The sequence below is a fragment of the Catalinimonas alkaloidigena genome, assembly GCF_029504655.1.
Lineage (GTDB): Bacteria > Bacteroidota > Bacteroidia > Cytophagales > Cyclobacteriaceae > Catalinimonas > Catalinimonas alkaloidigena.
Genome location: NZ_JAQFIL010000001.1, coordinates 6,276,066 through 6,293,926, shown reverse-complemented (window position 1 = coordinate 6,293,926; position 17,861 = coordinate 6,276,066). Strand labels below are relative to the sequence as shown.

Below are 17,861 nucleotides of genomic sequence, written 5' to 3'. Positions count from 1 at the left end.
TGCGCTTTACATAAGTTAAAGAGGTAGAACTAACAATTAGTTTAATGAAAATTAAGGCTCTTATATTTTTTACTCTCATAACATTGGTATTTACCGCATGCAGTTCAGATTATGTCCCTAAGCCTAAAGGTTATAACAGGATTGACCTTCCATCCCATGAGTATGTTAGTTTAGCTGATACTTTACCTTATCAGTTTGAGTTTTCCAGGTATGCAGAAGTGCATGAAGATACAAGCTACAATGCTGAACCTTACTGGCTTAATGTGTATTATCCTGAGCATCAGGCCAACATACAGCTTACTTATAAAGCTATTAATAATAGTGAAGAGAAACTGGAAACCCTGTTGGAAGACTCTTACCGTCTCACTGCCAATCATCAAATCAAAGCAGCAGCTATAGAAGAGAGGGTGCTGGGCACGCCCAGTGGCAAGCGCGCCTTGGTAGCAGAACTGAGAGGAGAAGTGCCTAGTCAGTTTCAATTTTATATAACCGATTCTACCAAGCACTTCTTACGTGGGGCCTTGTATTTTCGCACGGCTACCCAAAATGACTCTCTCGCTCCGGTGATTGAGTATATCAAAGTAGACATGATCCATATGTTGAATACTTTACAATGGGAAGGAGAGCAGATTAGCGGATAGGCGCATGGCTAATTATTTTGATACCAAAATAGAATTTCTTAAAGGCGTAGGAGAACGCATTGCCAAACTGCTAAGAGAAGAGTTGCAAATTTCTACCTTCGGCGATCTTTTACAGCACTATCCCTTCCGGCATGAGGACCGGTCGCAATTCCACCAGATCAGTGAGGTACATGAAAATATGCCCTATATTCAACTGGTAGGAAAGGTACAGCGGGTAGAAACCGTAGGTGTGGGTAACAAGAAACGTTTGGTGGCCTACTTTAGTGACGGTACCGGTGTGTTGGAACTGGTATGGTTTCAGGGGGCTAGGTGGATAGCCTCTAATCTTAAGATGCAGACAGATTATGTAGTGTTTGGAAAACCCAATCGCTTTGGTAGCAAGTTTAGCATTGCCCATCCTGAGATGGAGGTTTATGTTCCCGGTCAGCAGGAAGCGAAACCGCTGCAACCGGTATATGCAACTACTGAAAAATTAAAGCGCGGCCGCGTTGATAGTAAAGCCATTGCTAAATTACAGAAGCGGCTGATAGAAAGAGCTTATGAGCGGATTCCCGAAACCCTTCCTGCATACCTCATTGAGCAGTACGGCCTTATTTCCAAGAAGGATGCAATGCGCCACATTCATTTTCCTGAGAGCATAGAGTGGCTGGAGAAAGCCCGCTTCCGACTTAAGTTTGAAGAGCTGTTTTATGTACAGCTACGTATCCTTAAGCTAAAGCTCTCAAAAATGGAAAAGTCTCCTGGCCAGTTGTTGGGAGATACCCAGTTGGTACATGCCTTTTATGAAAAACACTTGCCTTTCGAGCTTACGGAAGCGCAAAAAAAAGTAATCCGGGAGATTTTTGAAGATTTACGTTCCGGTAAGCAAATGAACCGCCTGCTTCAGGGAGATGTAGGCAGCGGCAAAACTATTGTGGCTTTTATCTGCATGCTTATCGCCATAGGTAGCGGAGCACAAGTAGCCATGATGGCTCCTACGGAGATTCTTGCTGAGCAGCATTTTCGTGGCCTGAAAGACTTTGCCAAACAACTGGGGCTGCATATTGCCCTACTTACCGGTTCTACCAAAACCAAAGAGCGTCGTATCATTGACCGCATGCTCAGGGATGGCGACCTGCACATTTTGGTAGGGACGCACGCATTGCTGGAGGAGCATGTACAGTTTAACAACCTTGGTCTGTCTATCGTAGACGAACAACACCGTTTTGGCGTAGCGCAGCGGGCCAGACTGTGGCAGAAAAATGATCGTTTTGTTCCACACGTTTTGGTCATGACAGCTACTCCCATCCCCCGTACCCTGGCCATGACACTTTACGGTGACCTGGACGTATCTGTAATAGATGAGCTTCCTGCCGGGAGAAAGCCAATCAAAACAGTACACCGTTATGAGAAAAATCGTCTGACAGTTTTTGGCTTCATTCGTGAGCAGGTAAACCTGGGCAGGCAGATTTATATTGTTTACCCTCTGATTGAAGAGTCTGAAAAGCTGGACCTCAAACACCTGGAAGATGGCTATGAATCAATACGTCGCGCCTTTCCTGACCTCCCCGTAAGTGTGGTGCATGGCCGTATGAAAGCTGCGGACAAAGACTTTGAGATGCAGCGCTTTGCCGCAGGGAAAACAAAAATTATGGTAGCAACTACTGTCATAGAAGTAGGCGTAAATGTGCCTAATGCCTCAGTGATGATTATTGAAAACGCGGAGCGCTTTGGCCTGGCCCAACTTCATCAGTTGAGAGGAAGAGTAGGGCGTGGCGCTGAGCAGTCTTATTGTATACTGATGACTGAATACAAACTCAGTAAGGAAAGTAAGGTCAGGTTGAATACGATGGTGCGCACCAATGATGGCTTTGAGGTTTCCGAAGTAGATCTGAAACTACGGGGGCCTGGAGATATTGAGGGTACACAACAAAGTGGAGTGTTGGATCTGCTGGTCGCTGATATTACCAAAGATGGTAAAATTTTACAGGAGGCTCGCTTGTCAGCCATGCTCGTGCTGGAAAAAGATCCAGAACTTATACTCACCGATCATCAGCCTATCAGAAATCATATTTATTCTCTCAGGCAGGACTCAACCAACTGGAGCAAAATCAGCTAATGGCAGATGGGTTGATTGGTAGGATTTTCCTTTAAATCTTTATTTATTAAATATAATCTAACAAAAGAGATGCTTTAGTGAAAGTTCACTAAGAAAAAGGTGGTATGCTTATCTTTTAAGTAAAAATCTAGATTTTTTTTAAAACTTCTCAAAAAAATATTCAAATAGATGTATTTATGAATATCATAAAGGAAAAGTTATTTTTCTCTTCTTTTTATAATATTATCAATAATTATTGCCGACGAGCTTTTTAGCTTCAAAAAATGCCCTTAGAATCTCTTGCTCCATCAATAGTTTCATCTGCCTGTGATGGAATTATCTTTTAAAAAGTGCGATTAATTAAGTATATTACTCGTTTCCAAAATAATATTTTGAGATGAGCATATTTGTAATATATGCTATTGAAATAGAATAATATAAGCGTGCATAAGATAAATTTATCTGATATATGTACATGATATTAAAATCACCAAAATAATATTTTGATTTTTGTTTGCAAAACAAAATATAAAATAAATAGCAGAATTTACCACTAATCTTTGAGCTGAATGAAAGATTCTCGACAACAAACCCTATACTCTCCAGAGTTTGAACATGATGCATGTGGCATCGGCTTCGTGGCTAATCTTAAAGGAAAAAAGTCACATCAGATTGTTGAAGATGCCATTATCATGTTGCAAAACATGGAACACAGGGGAGCTTGTGGTTGTGAACCTGATACGGGTGATGGTGCAGGTATTCTGGTACAGAAACCTCATGAGTTTTTCCAGGATGAACTTAAACGCCAGAACATTACCCTTCCGGGTTTTGATAGTTACGGAGTTGCCATGATTTTCTTTCCTCTGGACGAAAACAAAAGAGCTGAGTGCTACGGCTTGTGGAAAGAGGTAGCCGAGCAACTCGGATTTGAAATAATCACAACCCGTAAAGTCCCTACTAACAACCATAGCCTGGGCCGCTCTGCAAAGCTGGTTGAGCACCACGTGGAGCAGGTTTTCCTTCGCCTGAAGGATCGTAGTAATAAAGATCCTATGGTGCTGGAGCGCCGCCTTTTCGTGCTCAAAAATTATGTGTCGCATACTATACATAATAAAGTTAAGGATACGATAGATAGATTTTATATTGCTTCCTGTTCATATAATACTATAGTATATAAGGGGCAGTTAACTACCTTTCAGGTACGTCCTTATTATACTGACCTGCAAAAGCCTAATTTCAAAACAGCATTAGCACTAGTACACTCCAGGTTTTCTACCAATACTTTCCCCAAGTGGAAACTGGCTCAGCCATTTCGTTTTATCGCGCACAATGGGGAGATCAATACCATTCGTGGAAATGTAAACTGGATGCGCTCTAAGGAAGCATTGTTAAAGTCTACTTTATTTACAGATGAAGAGCTTGATTTAATTCTTCCGATCTGCGATGCCTCTTTTTCTGATTCAGCTAACCTGGATAATATCGTGGAGCTACTTTATCTGGGTGGTCGCTCGCTTCCCCATGTAATGATGATGCTCATCCCTGAAGCCTGGCAGGACAACGACCTGATGGAAGATCCTAAAAAGGCTTTTTATGAATACCATGCAGCCATGATGGAGCCCTGGGATGGTCCCGCTTCCATTTGTTTTACCGATGGTAAAATGGTAGGGGCGACCTTGGATAGAAATGGCCTTCGTCCTTCTCGCTACTTACTTACTGAGGATGATAAACTTGTGATGTCCTCTGAAGCTGGTGCCTTGCCTGTGAATGAATCTAAAGTCATTTTGAAAGGACGTTTGCAGCCAGGACGTATGTTTGTGGCTAATCTGGAAGAAGGTCGGATCATCAGTGATGAGGAAATTAAACAGGAAATATGCTCGCAGAAGCCTTATCGCGAATGGCTCAATGACCATAAATATTTCTTGCAGGATCTCCCTGATCCTCAAAACCTGAACGGGCAGGATAAAAAATCTTCTGATGAGTTGCCTTTGCTTACCCGTCAGATGACGTTGGGCTATACTACCGAAGACCTGAAAGCGGTACTGGCTCCTATGGTGAGTGCAGGTAAGGAGCCTATTGGTTCTATGGGTATTGATACTCCATTAGCTGTACTTTCAGATCATAGCCAGCATTTGGCCCATTACTTTAAGCAGTTGTTCGCTCAGGTAAGTAACCCTCCGATTGACCCTATTCGTGAGCGCCTGGTGATGTCGCTGTTTACCAGCGTAGGGGGGATGAAGAATATACTTGACGAAACTCCTGAGCATTCTCATCAGATCAATATGGTACAGCCGGTGCTGACCAATAGTGATCTGAGGAAACTAAAGTATATCCAGATTCCCGGATTCAAAACGCAAACGATTGACGCTACTTTTAGTGCAAAAGGAGAGGCTGGTGACTTGGAAACAGCCATTGACCGCATCAATGAAGAGGCTGTAAAAGCCGTAAGAGATGGCGCTAATATTATCATTATCTCGGATCGTAATTTTGATCGTGAGAGAGCCCCGATACCGTCTTTACTGGCCACAGGAGCTATACATCACCATCTGATCAGAAACGGCCTTCGCTCAGAGGCAGGCCTGGTAGTTGAAGCAGGCGATATACGTGAAACCCATCATGTAGCTACGCTGGTAGGTTATGGGGCACATGCCGTAAACCCTTACCTTGCTTTTGAGACCCTAAATGACCTCAAGGCACAAAAACTTATCCATGGGGATTATTCTCCCAAGAAGCTAAGAAAGCAGTTCATCAAAGCGGTGAATATGGGCTTGCTGAAGATTTTCTCAAAAATGGGTATTTCTACTCTGCAGTCTTATCAGGGAGCACAGATCTTTGAAGCCCTTGGCGTAAGTAAAAAAGTAGTTGATAAGTGTTTTGCTGGTACCATGACGCGTATTGAAGGGGTGGACTTTGACGATATTGCTAAAGAAACACTGGTGCGCCACCGTATGGCTTTCCCTGAAGAAGCACAGGAGTCCCTTAAACTTGAGGTAGGAGGTGTATATCAGTGGAAGCGTAGGGGGGAACGTCATATGTTTAACCCTCAAACCATCCACTTACTACAAAACTCTACGCGTAAAAACGATTACCAACAATATAAACAATACGCGAAGCTAATAAACGACCAGGCCCAGAAAGCAAATACCTTGAGAGGACTGATGGAGTTCAAAAGTAGTCGGAAATCCATTCCTATTGAGGAAGTTGAGTCTAAAGAAAGTATCTTCAAGCGCTTTGCCACAGGAGCTATGTCATTCGGATCTATCTCCCATGAAGCACACTCTACCCTGGCCATTGCCATGAACCGTATAGGAGGTAAGAGTAATAGTGGTGAAGGAGGAGAAGATGAAATCCGTTTCGAGCGTAAACCAAATGGTGACTGGGAGCGCTCAGCCATCAAACAGGTAGCTTCAGGACGATTTGGTGTGACCAGCCATTACCTGTCTAATGCTAATGAGCTGCAGATCAAAATGGCCCAGGGCGCTAAGCCCGGTGAAGGGGGACAACTACCCGGCCATAAAGTAGATGAATGGATCGGACGTGTGCGACACTCCACACCCGGTGTAGGTTTGATTTCGCCGCCGCCTCACCATGATATTTATTCTATTGAGGATTTGGCGCAGCTGATCTATGACCTAAAAAATGCAAATCGAGAAGCACGTATCAATGTGAAACTGGTGGCTTCTTCAGGAGTAGGCACGATTGCAGCGGGCGTGTCTAAAGCTCATGCTGATGTGGTGCTAATTTCAGGTCATGACGGTGGTACAGGAGCCTCTCCAATCAGCTCCATTCGCCATGCAGGACTCCCCTGGGAGCTAGGATTGTCCGAAACGCATCAGACATTGGTGAAAAATAATCTGCGTAGCCGTATCACTGTACAGACCGACGGACAGATTAAGACCGGACGTGATATTGCCGTGGCAATTCTACTGGGTGCTGAAGAGTTTGGTGTGTCTACTGCCGCACTGGTTACCGAAGGTTGTATCATGATGCGTAAGTGCCATCTGAATACTTGTCCGGTGGGTGTAGCTACCCAAGACCCTGAGTTGAGAGCCCTCTTCACAGGAAAGCCGGAATATGTGGTAAACCTTTTTAACTTCCTGGCAGAAGAGCTTAGAGAAATAATGGCAGAGCTTGGTTTCCGTACGGTTAATGAAATGGTTGGCCAGGTAGACTGTTTGAAAGTACGCGACAATATTGATCACTGGAAGCTTAAAAACCTGGATTTGAGTCGTATACTGGCCAAAGAGGAGGTCCCCTCTCATGTAGGTATCTATAAGCAACAGGAGCAGGATCATGGTATAGAAGAAGTGCTGGATTGGGAATTAGTCAAAGCTGCTCGTCCTGCTTTGGAAAATGCTGAATCAGTACATTCAAGCTTTAAATTAATTAACACCAACCGCTCTGTCGGTGCTTTGCTTTCCAACGAAGTTTCCAAAAAGTTTGGTAAGCCCGGACTTCCTGCCGGAACCATCAATTTCAAATTTAAAGGCTCGGCTGGTCAGAGTTTCGCTGCTTTCACCGCTCCGGGTATTCGCTTTGAACTGGAAGGTGAGGCCAACGACTATTTTGGAAAAGGCCTCTCCGGTGGTGAGCTTGTAATCTACCCTCACAAAGAGTCAAAGTACGTACCTGAGGACAATATGATTATCGGCAATGTCGCTTTCTATGGCGCTACTTCCGGTGACGCTTATATCAGAGGTATGGCGGGAGAACGTTTTTGCGTCAGAAACTCCGGTGTGCGTGCTATAGTAGAGGGCATAGGAGATCATGGCTGTGAGTATATGACTGGTGGTGTGGTGGTCGTGCTAGGTGACACCGGGCGTAACTTTGCCGCCGGGATGAGTGGAGGAATGGCTTTTGTTTATGACCCTGAGAATACTTTTAATAAACATTGCAATAAGGAACTGGTAGAGCTAGAACAGCTGGATGTAGAAGATCAAATTATGATCAAGGGGATGATTACTCGTCACAAGCAGTATACTGGCAGTACAGTAGCTGCTGCGGTCTTAGAAAAGTGGGAAGAAAACCTGCAGCACTTTGTAAAGGTAATGCCTACTGAATTCAAAGCTGTACTCAAACGCAGGAAAGCAGCGCAGGAGTTATCTGAGAACGAGGATATTAAACAAAAAACAGCCTCTAAAGTCTAAACCTAAAAAACTAAAGAAAGATGGGAAAACCGACAGGTTTCAAAGAATATAATCGTGAATTACCTAACACTCGTGATCCCAAAGAAAGGATCAATGACTATAATGAGCTTTATCTGGAGTTTAGTGACGAAAAATCACAGCAACAGGCAGCTCGCTGTATGGATTGCGGTATTCCTTTTTGTCATAATGGATGTCCTTTAGGCAATAACATTCCTGAGTTTAATGATGCTGCCTACCAGGGCAACTGGAAACTGGCCATAGAGATTCTGCATTCTACTAACAATTTCCCTGAGTTCACCGGGCGGATTTGTCCCGCTCCCTGTGAGGCTTCCTGTGTATTGGGAATCAATAAGCCTCCGGTGGCCATTGAGCATATAGAGAAAACCATTGCTGAAAAGGCGTTTGAGTTAGGCTATATCAAGCCTAACCCTCCTAAGGAGAGAACAGGCAAAAAAGTAGCAGTAGTGGGTTCAGGGCCTGCGGGCTTGGGCGCTGCTGCACAGCTAAACAAAGCAGGGCATACAGTTACTGTTTTTGAGAAAGATGATAATCCAGGCGGGTTGCTGCGCTACGGTATTCCTGACTTCAAACTGGAAAAATGGGTGATAGAACGTCGTACTAAAATCATGGAAGCTGAAGGTGTCACTTTTAAGACAGGCGTACATGTAGGCAAAGATATTACAGCGCAGGAACTTGACGATGAATTTGATGCAATTGTCTTCTGTACCGGTGCCGGAGTTCCCCGTGATCTTCCTATCCCTGGCAGAGAACTGAATGGTATCCACTTTGCCATGGAATTCCTGACGCAGCAAAATAAGCGGGTATCAGGAGATGCCTATGGTGAAAACAATGAAATCTTCGCTACGGATAAGAATGTAATTGTGATTGGTGGAGGAGATACCGGTTCAGACTGTGTAGGTACTTCTAACCGTCATAGGGCTAAGTCAGTGACACAAATAGAGTTGATGAGCAAACCTCCCAAAGAGCGGGGGGAAAGCGATCCCTGGCCTCTCTGGCCTATGATCTTACGTACTTCTTCTTCTCATGAAGAAGGCGTAAACAGAGATTGGGCAGTACTGACCAAAGAGTTTATCGGAGATGGAGAAGGCAATCTCAAGGCTATCAAGGTAGTAAAAATTGAGTGGAAGGTAAACGAAGAAGGAAGAACTTACTTTGAGGAAATTCCTGGTACAGAAGAAGACCTTCCCTGTGAACTGGCTTTGTTGGCAATTGGGTTCTTACATACTGATCCTACCGGAGCTATTGAGGAGTTATCTCTGGAGCGTGATCCGAGAGGTAATATTCTGGCTGAAGAAGGAAAATACCAGACCAGCAATCCTAAGGTTTTTGCTGCCGGAGATGCCCGCCGTGGTCAATCCTTAGTAGTATGGGCAATTTCCGAAGGGCGAGAGGCAGCTCGTGAAGTAGATAAATATCTGATGGGACATACTGAGCTTGAATCTAAAGATGATTCATTTCTGAATGTGGCCAATGTAACTTAAGCTGTATAACTATTCTCTATAATATGAGAAAGCTTCTTCTGTGTCAGGAGAAGCTTTTTTATTTGCTGGCAATAAAGCTTTTTGAGGGGAAGAATAGCTAGCCACAGCTAGGCTTAGCTCAGCCAAACTAACAAATCGGCTTGGTAGGAGTTCTTAATACGGTACGATGCTAATCGTTGTTCATTTGACTTTTACTACCACATATCCCTTATGGCATTGCAAAAAGCTCAGCCTGCTTATGACTTTATTATTGCCGGATGCGGAGGCGCCGGCTTGAGTTTAGCGTATTATCTCAGTCAGAGTGCAATGCTTAACCATAGAAGAATCCTTCTGCTTGATGCTGAAGAAAAAACCAGTAACGACAGAAGCTGGTGCTATTGGGCAAAGGACTCAGCTGTCGGCTCTCTGCTACCACAAAGAAAGTGGGATTATGTTCAGGTAAGTGATAGAGAGCATCTGCGAAAGCATTCCATTGCACCTTTCCATTATTACTATACGGCAGGAAAAGATTTTTACAGTGAGATAAAGACAGTACTCAGACAATATCAGAATACCAGCTTTGAGCAGGTTTCAGTCGAAAGGGTAGAAAATACTGCAAGCGGTGTGAAAGTAGTTACTGACGAAAAAACTTATGAAGGCCGTTGGGCTTTTAGCAGCTTGCCAGTCAGTATTCCATCTGCATCACACATCACCAAGCAGCATTTCAGGGGTTGGTTTATATGTACTCCGAAGGCTGTGTTTGCACAAGAAAAAGTACGCTTGATGGACTTTAGGACCACCCAAAAAAAGGGGGCAGTTTTTTTTCTGTCTGCTTCCGCTTAACGGGCATGAAGCTTTGGTGGAGTCTACAGTAGTTTCACAACAAATATTGATAAAAGAAGACTATGAGCAAGAGCTTATAAGATATATAGGTCAGGAGCTGCAAGTTGAAAATTTTGAGATCACGCAGACTGAGCAGGGGACCATCCTCATGACAAACTATCATTTTCCGAGACAAAGTGGAGAGCATATCATGCGTATTGGAACTGTGGGAGGTATGACTAAAGTGATCACTGGCTTTACCTTTAAAAGTATGCTGAACAACGCCCAGCAAATCGTTAAAAACCTTGAAACAAATGGCCCTCCGTTTTATAAAAAAAATATCGCAGCCCGCTTTCGTTTTTATGATACCCTGCTATTGCATATTCTAAAATTTTATCCTCAGGAAGGTAAATATATTTTTGAAAATCTCTTCAGAAAAAACAACCCTACCACATTATTACGCTTTCTGGATGAAAAAACCAACGTATGGGAAGAAGCGCTTATGTTTATGAAGATCCCCTGGAAATCATTTCTTAGAGCGCTATGGCAACATTATGTAGTCTCATCACATAGAGATAAAATGAGCTGGAAACATATCAAAGTTCCCTCTTATGCAACTGAACAGTCCTAGAAAGCTCAATATGTTTTTGCTAAGCAGCACTCTGATAAGTTTGCTCATTATCTCCTATGTACAGGAGATTTCACTCCTATGGCAATTAAGTATTTTTGTGCTGCTTATGCTTGCCACGGGTATACCGCATGGAGCATTAGATCACATTGTTTTTAGGTATATAGAAAAGCAGTCAGAAGATGTAAAAGTAAGCTATACTCGATTTTTTCTGGTCTATCTGGGGATCATTGCAGGCTATGCCTTACTTTGGCTCCAACTGCCTCAGCTATGTCTCATCATCTTTTTGCTCATGTCTTTTTATCATTTCGGACAGTCACAACTTTATTATATTAAGTGGTCAGAAAAAAACATACTAAAAACCTTACTTTATCTAAGCTGGGGTGCTCTGATAATTATTGAGATCATTTTTTTTAATTATGAAGCCAGTACTGAAGTATTGGAAGGAATAGTAATATTGTCCGCAATGATCAGTAGCCTTGAGGCAAGAAATATTATTGTTGCCATATCGGTCCTGACCATGCCTCACATGTTTTACATGCAAAAACTCTATCAAAAACCAGAGAAGCAGGAGCGGTAGCTTTTTAAAGTTAGGCAGTCAACTGTCTGGAAAAATATTGCTGATTTAGCAATTTTTTTTGTAAAAAGTTAGGAACACAAGCGCATGAATAATGGCCGGAAAAACCTATTTTAATTGGATAAACCCACTATAAATGTTAAAGATTCAGCTAATCCTCTGCTTATTATTACCAATATCTGATTTAGCCTATAGTCAGATTACTCCCATTAAAATCCATGAAGGCAAGCGTGATTTAGGTCCTTGTGAACCCTCTATCGCCATTAATCCTAATAATACCGATCAGGTTGTAGCAGGAAGCGTGCTGGATAATGTATACTTCTCAGAAGACGGAGGCCAGAGCTGGCAGGTAAAATCTCTGAAGTCACCTTATGGCGTGTGGGGCGATCCATGTATTATCGCGGATTATGATAATAACTTCTACTACTTTCACCTCTCTAATCCTGGCGGAAGAGGCTGGCATTCTGCCGAATTACTGGACCGCATAGTAGCGCAGAAATCCAGCGATGGAGGTAAAAGCTGGAGCAAAGGGGCGAGCATTGGCTATCATGATCGCCGGCATGATCAGGACAAAGAGTGGGCAGCTGTCAATCCGCAAAATAATCATCTTTATGTAAGCTGGACAGAGTTTGACAAATACGAAAGCGTACGCCCTCAGGACAGCACCTATATTCTGTTTTCCAGGTCTACCGATCAGGGAGAAAGCTGGAGTGAAGCCATCCGTATCAACCAGAAAGCAGGCAACTGCCTGGATGATGACCTAACCGTAGAAGGAGCTGTACCTACAGTAGGGCCGGAAGGTCAGATTTATATCGCCTGGGCATTCAACGATACTATTTATTTTGACCGCTCTGAAGATGAAGGGCAAAGCTGGTTAGCCGAGGACAAAGTCGTAGCTGCTCAGCCCGGAGGCTGGACATTTGAGGTGTCAGGTCTTGAGCGTTGTAATGGCTTGCCCGTTACTGCCTGTGATATCAGCCAGAGTGAGTACAGAGGAACAGTATATGTGAACTGGGTGGATTTGAGGAATGGAGAAGGAGATGCAGACGTCTGGATTGCCAGATCCACTGACGGAGGTGAGCACTGGTCAGAACCAATCAGGGTGAACGATGATGAAGCTGGTCATCAGCAGTTCTTCACCTGGATGACTGTAGATCCTCTTAGTGGCTACATATACGTTGTTTTCTACGACAGACGAAACAACGAAGGTAACTACACAGATGTATACCTGGCATATTCAAAAGATGGAGGCACAACATTTTCCAATGTCAAACTTACAGATAAGCCCTTTTTGATGGAAGAAAAGGCTTTTTTTGGAGATTACAACAATATTACAGCTTATGACGGTAATATTTACCCAATTTGGACCCAAATAGAGGGTAGAAAGTTAAGCATCTGGACTGTGAGAATCAGGCAGGATGAGTTATAGTTCGAGGTGATGACTGTAACAAAAATAAAGCACAGATATTTTAAGCATTGACACTATAAATATTTTTTTCTTGCTCAGGGCTTTTTCCTAATTTTCAGGCTTAATTCATAATTTCATACATCTTTTTAAAGGTGTTTTCTGTTAAGTCGTATACCTATACTATGAAAAAAATATACACTTTATTAGCAGTTTTTTTTACCGTTTTCCAATCCTTTGCCCAGGTTCCTACCCCTGCCGACTTTCTTGGTTACGAGCTGGGAGAACGTTTTACCCCACACTATCGGGTGATTGATTATTTTGAATTGATCGCTGAAGAAGTTCCAAATATTTCGCTGACCCAATACGGAGAGACCAATGAGTACCGCCCTTTGGTTGTAGCCTTTATCAGTGCTCAGGAAAACTTTGATCGTCTGGAAGACATCCGCAAAGCCAATCTTGCAAGAACAGGTTTGCTGGAAGAGGCTGAAGCTGGTTTTGAGGATATTGCCATCGTATGGCTGAGCTATAATGTACATGGCAATGAGGCAGTATCTACCGAGGCCTCCATGCAGGTACTTTATGATCTGGCCAATAAAAATAACAATCAGGCTCAGGAATGGCTAAAAAATACGGTGGTGATGATTGATCCCTGTATCAACCCTGACGGTAGAGAGCGATACGTCAACTGGTACCAGCAGAAAGTAGGCTCACCCAACAATCCTTCACCGGATGCCTGGGAGCACCATGAGCCCTGGCCGGGCGGACGTGCCAACCATTATTTATTTGACCTGAACCGAGACTGGGCATGGCTAACGCAGAAAGAAAGTCGTGAACGTCTGGCAATCTACAACCAGTGGCTGCCTCACGTGCATACCGATTTTCACGAGCAGGCAGTTAACAGCCCATATTATTTTGCCCCGGCTGCCGAGCCCTATCATGCACTGATTACAGACTGGCAAAGAGATTTTCAGACGCAGATTGGAAAAAACAACGCGCGCTATTTTGATGAAGAAGGCTGGCTCTATTTTACCAAAGAGCGTTTTGATTTGCTCTACCCCAGCTACGGTGATACTTACCCCACCTACAACGGAGCGATTGGTATGACCTACGAACAGGGCGGTTCGGGCAGAGCAGGTCTGGCGGTGCTTACTGAAGAAGGCGATACGCTGACGCTGACCGATAGAATTGCGCATCATGTTACCACCAGCTTTTCTACCATTGAAATAAGTGCCAAGAATGCTAGTAAAGTAGTAGAAGAATTTGACAGCTTTTTTGAGCAGGCCATAAATAACCCTCCCGGGGAGTACAAGTCATTTGTCATCAAAAAATCAGATAATGAAGACAAGTGGCAGAAACTGCAAAGCCTGCTTAACACACATGAAATAGAATATTCTGTTAGCAATAAAGGGCTTAACCTATCGGGATTCAACTACCAGAGTAATAGCAACGAAAGTTTCAGGCTGGAATCAGGAGATATGATCTTATCTGCTTATCAGCCCAAATCTGTCTTGTTACAGGTTTTGTTTGAGCCTGAAGCTGAGTTATCGGATTCCATCACCTATGATATTACCGCCTGGTCTATTCCTTATGCCTATGATCTGCAGGCTTATGCTCTTACCTCAAGAGTGAGTGAAGGACAGGCTCCTGAGCAAAGTGCTTTTGAGCCAATAGCTGTTCAGGAAAATACTTATGCTTACATAGCACCCTGGAAAAGCGTAGAAGATGTGAAGTTCCTCTCCAAGGTGATGCAGGCCGGGGTGAAGGCACGCTATGCCGGATACGAATTTATGGTAAATGGACAAAGCTTTCCAGCAGGCTCCATCATCATGACAAGAGCTAACAATGAAGATATGGGCGAAGCCTTTGATGAAGCCGTAGTAGAGATTGCCAATGAATTGGAACAGAATGTGGCAGCCATATCTACCGGTTTTGTAGGTAGCGGCTACGATCTGGGCTCAGGAGAGGTACACTATATAGAGCCTCCCAAAGTCATGTTGATTGGCGGAGAGGGTACTTCTTCACTGGCTTTTGGAGAAGTATGGTACTACTTTGAGCAGGATATTGAGTATCCGGTGACAGTAGTGGATACCAAAGATGTCGGTGACATAGACTTAGCTGATTATAATACTTTGATTCTACCAAATGGACGGTACAATGAGATATTGGAGCCGCTAAATATAGAAGCGTGGATTAGCCAGGGTGGAAAAGTAATTGCCCTGGAAAATTCCCTTGCATATTTTGAAGGTACAGAAAGTTATAGCCTGTCTGAATATAGCAGCGAACAGGAGAAGCAACGGATTGAAAGCCTGGATGAGGTAGTCTCCAAAAGTAATAATCTCGCTTCCTATGGACAGCGCGAACGTCGTAACATCAGCAATTATATTTCTGGCGGTATATTTAAGTTGCAGTTGGACAACACCCATCCTCTGGCTTTAGGATATCCTGATTATTACTACACGCTCAAGCGTGGCAATAATCGCTATGGCTACTTAGAAGATGGCTGGAATGTAGGAGTGATCCGGGGGCAAGATGCGCTGGTAAGTGGGTTTGCTGGAAAAAATATCTTACAAAAGCTACCTGAATCTTTAGTATTTGGAGTAGAAAACAAGGGTGCTGGCGAACTGGTGTATATGGCAGACAATCCGCTTTTCCGGGCTTTCTGGTATAATGGAAAATTGATGTTTGGAAATGCGATCTTCCTTGTTGGGCAGAATTAAGTGTTCTTCAATAAAAACGATCCTGCGTTATATTATCGGGCTATTTCTCTAAAAGCGAAAATTAAATAGCGGTAAAATTGTAGCACACAAAAATATTTTACCGCTATGAAACGTATCTTTAGTATCAGCTTATTGATCTTCAGCTGTCTTTTGATAGCTTGTGAAGAGGATGTGGAAGGAGGATTGAATGCCCCTCTATTAGAGGTCAGAGGTGTTCAGGCAGATCGCTTTACTTTTGCAATTACGATAGAAGAAGATGGTGTGAAGGGTCGCTTTTACTATCTGGTACAAACCACTGACAAAGCTAAGCCCAGTGCTCAGGAAATTAAAGGAAGTCAGTATGCCACTAGCTTTGATCTTAATGGTGCTGACTTCAGAACAGCGAGTATGAGTAGCCTAAACTCCAAAACTAATTACACTGTCTATGCCACTGTGGCTCTTGGAGATCAGCTTAGCCAGGTAGCGAGTTTGCAGGTAACTACGCAATAGTTTATCCGCTGAAACCATCTATTCAAGGAGTACAGCAAACTTCCTGATCGTTAGGGAGTTCATTGCTGTACTCTTTTTTATTACTTGCCAGATAAGAAATATCTCAGCTTACATGCTGTAAATAAGTGCTACTGAAAGATTTCATTGTAAAGCATAATTGTCATACCCTCATTATTTGCTCTTTCAGAGCGTAAGCAATGGCCAGTACATCTTTTTTTGATTCATCATCAATACCGTGTTTATCCAGCGTTTTCATAATATCATCGGTAGCTGCCATATACTCTGCTTCGCTAATATTCATGCCCCGGTGGGTAGTTTCCATGTCCCGGCCGGTGTATGCTTCTTCGCCCCCGCTACCGGCACAGAAAAACTCTACCAAATGTCCTTTGATCATCTTCAGGTTTTCAGGATCTTCTTTGTAAGGTAAAAAACGAGGCTGAATTACTGGGTTTTGCATATGTGCTTCTACAATGTCATCAATTAATGCGGTAATCCCTTTTCTACCGCCTAGTCTTTCATAAAGGCTAACTTGTGTTGTCGTTTCCATAATACTTAGGTTTTTGGTTCAACATGCTCATTCTACTGTGATACCAAAAGTATCAGGAAACGTATCCTCAGTTTGACACATTCCATTCAAAAAATAGTAATCCTGATTCAGCGCAGTGCATGGAAAATGCTAAGCGATAGCATGGGCATAGTCTGAGGGTAAAATACCAAAGCGTTTTTGAAAGCATTTGGAAAAATAGGAGAGGCTATTGAAACCAGCATCGTAAGCGATTTCTGAAATATTGCCGCTTTGTTGCTCTATCAGCTGAAGTGCTTTCTTCAAGCGGAATTCTTTGATAAAATCATTAGGAGAGTAACCGCTGATTGCGGTAGTCTTTCTGTACAACTGAGGCTTGCTGATACCCATATGTTTACTAAAAGTTTCTACATCAAAACCAGCGGCGCAGGCATTGGTTTCCATAAGTTCCATGGCCTGGTTCAGGAAATCTTCATCCGAAGGACTCAGGGAAGATAATGTGTTTTCTTCGGTTCGTATGTTTAATTTTTGGGCATTGTATAGCTCACTTACCAGAGAAGCTACTGCTACCTGTCCTGTATGTAGGGTAAAACATAAACGTTTGGCCAACTTTACGGTATCTCCAAAAAAACCATCACTCCCGGAGGTTGAGACCGGAACGCCGGCGCTGAGCCCTATACGGGCATAAATTTGATGTTCAGTACTGGTGGCATTATGTTCTTTAAAACACTGCTGAATGGCCAGCGCACACAGAACTGATTGTGTCACTGAAGCGAAGGAAGCCATAAAACAGTTGTCACTATGTTCTACTTTAAGGCCGTTATGTTTATTTAATTCCCTTTCCAGTGTTTCTTTAAATTTATCCGAGGCATCAATAGCTACCTGTTTACCGGATTTACTTTGAATTTGAGTGATTTCATCCAGGCCAATAACCATGATGCTTCGGAATGCCGGGTCATTGATGATCGGGTTGGCGGCATCCTGCTCTTCCGGGTCCTTAATCCTTCCCAGGAAAGCTTCTACCACTTTAGGCTGAACCTCTATGATCTGATTAGGAATGAGACCATGGGCATAATCATGCAAATTCTGGACAGAAGCTTCGTCTGGTGCTTCTATAAGACAAAAGGCCATACCTCTTTCTTCGTCAAACCAATAGGTCAACGCCCGGCAATCGTAATCGCTTTGTATTTTCAAATCTTCCTGATGTGCTTCGGCAACATCTATGGCGGTAACTCCTGGCACATCGTGACGGTCCATGAAAATAGGCATAGAGAGAATTTTTTAGTGCCACTCTTTATATTAAAATAAAGAATTTATTGCCCTAAATCAAGGCGTCTGAGTTTCCTTTCCAGAT

12 protein-coding genes are annotated in these 17,861 nt (G+C 43.3%); 10 read left to right on the top strand and 2 right to left on the bottom strand.

Features of this window, described 5'->3' with window-relative positions:
- Positions 1–44: 44 nt before the first annotated feature.
- The 10 genes from gldD to OKW21_RS25410 all read left to right on the top strand — a co-directional run bounded on the left by gldD (position 45) and on the right by OKW21_RS25410 (position 15,984).
- Entirely contained in the window at positions 45–641 is a 597-nt protein-coding gene (gene gldD, locus OKW21_RS25455; RefSeq protein WP_277485115.1) for a gliding motility lipoprotein GldD, read from the top strand.
- A gap of 4 nt (positions 642–645) precedes the next feature.
- Positions 646–2,739 carry an ATP-dependent DNA helicase RecG gene (recG, locus tag OKW21_RS25450; protein WP_277485114.1) on the top strand — a complete coding sequence of 698 codons (2,094 nt, stop codon included), beginning with the start codon at positions 646–648 and terminating at the stop codon, positions 2,737–2,739.
- A 548-nt stretch (positions 2,740–3,287) separates the two neighbouring features.
- Entirely contained in the window at positions 3,288–7,862 is a 4,575-nt protein-coding gene (gene gltB / locus OKW21_RS25445; protein ID WP_277485111.1) for a glutamate synthase large subunit, read from the top strand.
- A 20-nt stretch (positions 7,863–7,882) separates the two neighbouring features.
- The gene (locus OKW21_RS25440) at positions 7,883–9,364 is read left to right on the top strand and encodes a glutamate synthase subunit beta (RefSeq protein ID WP_277485108.1); all 1,482 of its coding nucleotides are present in this window, start codon (positions 7,883–7,885) and stop codon (positions 9,362–9,364) included.
- Positions 9,365–9,574: 210 nt separating this feature from the next.
- Positions 9,575–10,186: a lycopene cyclase family protein gene (locus OKW21_RS25435; protein WP_277485105.1), complete on the top strand. Its 612-nt coding sequence runs from the start codon at positions 9,575–9,577 to the stop codon at positions 10,184–10,186.
- A 16-nt stretch (positions 10,187–10,202) separates the two neighbouring features.
- Positions 10,203–10,796 carry a lycopene cyclase family protein gene (locus OKW21_RS25430; protein WP_277487794.1) on the top strand — a complete coding sequence of 198 codons (594 nt, stop codon included), beginning with the start codon at positions 10,203–10,205 and terminating at the stop codon, positions 10,794–10,796.
- The gene (locus OKW21_RS25425; RefSeq protein ID WP_277485102.1) at positions 10,777–11,373 is read left to right on the top strand and encodes a Brp/Blh family beta-carotene 15,15'-dioxygenase; all 597 of its coding nucleotides are present in this window, start codon (positions 10,777–10,779) and stop codon (positions 11,371–11,373) included. The genes OKW21_RS25430 and OKW21_RS25425 overlap by 20 nt, the downstream gene beginning before the upstream one ends.
- Before the next feature lie 133 nt (positions 11,374–11,506).
- A complete protein-coding gene (locus OKW21_RS25420) occupies positions 11,507–12,799 on the top strand; it encodes a sialidase family protein (RefSeq protein ID WP_277485099.1) in 1,293 nt (430 codons plus the stop codon).
- Between the two features lie 161 nt (positions 12,800–12,960).
- Positions 12,961–15,495, top strand: a complete 2,535-nt coding sequence (locus OKW21_RS25415) for a M14 family metallopeptidase (RefSeq protein ID WP_277485098.1) — start codon at positions 12,961–12,963, stop codon at positions 15,493–15,495.
- A 105-nt stretch (positions 15,496–15,600) separates the two neighbouring features.
- Positions 15,601–15,984: a hypothetical protein gene (locus OKW21_RS25410; protein WP_277485095.1), complete on the top strand. Its 384-nt coding sequence runs from the start codon at positions 15,601–15,603 to the stop codon at positions 15,982–15,984.
- A gap of 160 nt (positions 15,985–16,144) precedes the next feature.
- Here OKW21_RS25410 and OKW21_RS25405 read toward each other — a convergent pair whose 3' ends face one another.
- Positions 16,145–16,531 (bottom strand): group I truncated hemoglobin, encoded by a 387-nt coding sequence (locus OKW21_RS25405; protein ID WP_277485093.1) that lies wholly within the window; start codon positions 16,529–16,531, stop codon positions 16,145–16,147.
- A gap of 129 nt (positions 16,532–16,660) precedes the next feature.
- Complete coding sequence (locus OKW21_RS25400) at positions 16,661–17,776, bottom strand: nickel-binding protein (RefSeq protein ID WP_277485090.1); 1,116 nt, start codon at positions 17,774–17,776, stop codon at positions 16,661–16,663.
- Positions 17,777–17,861: the final 85 nt, after the last annotated feature.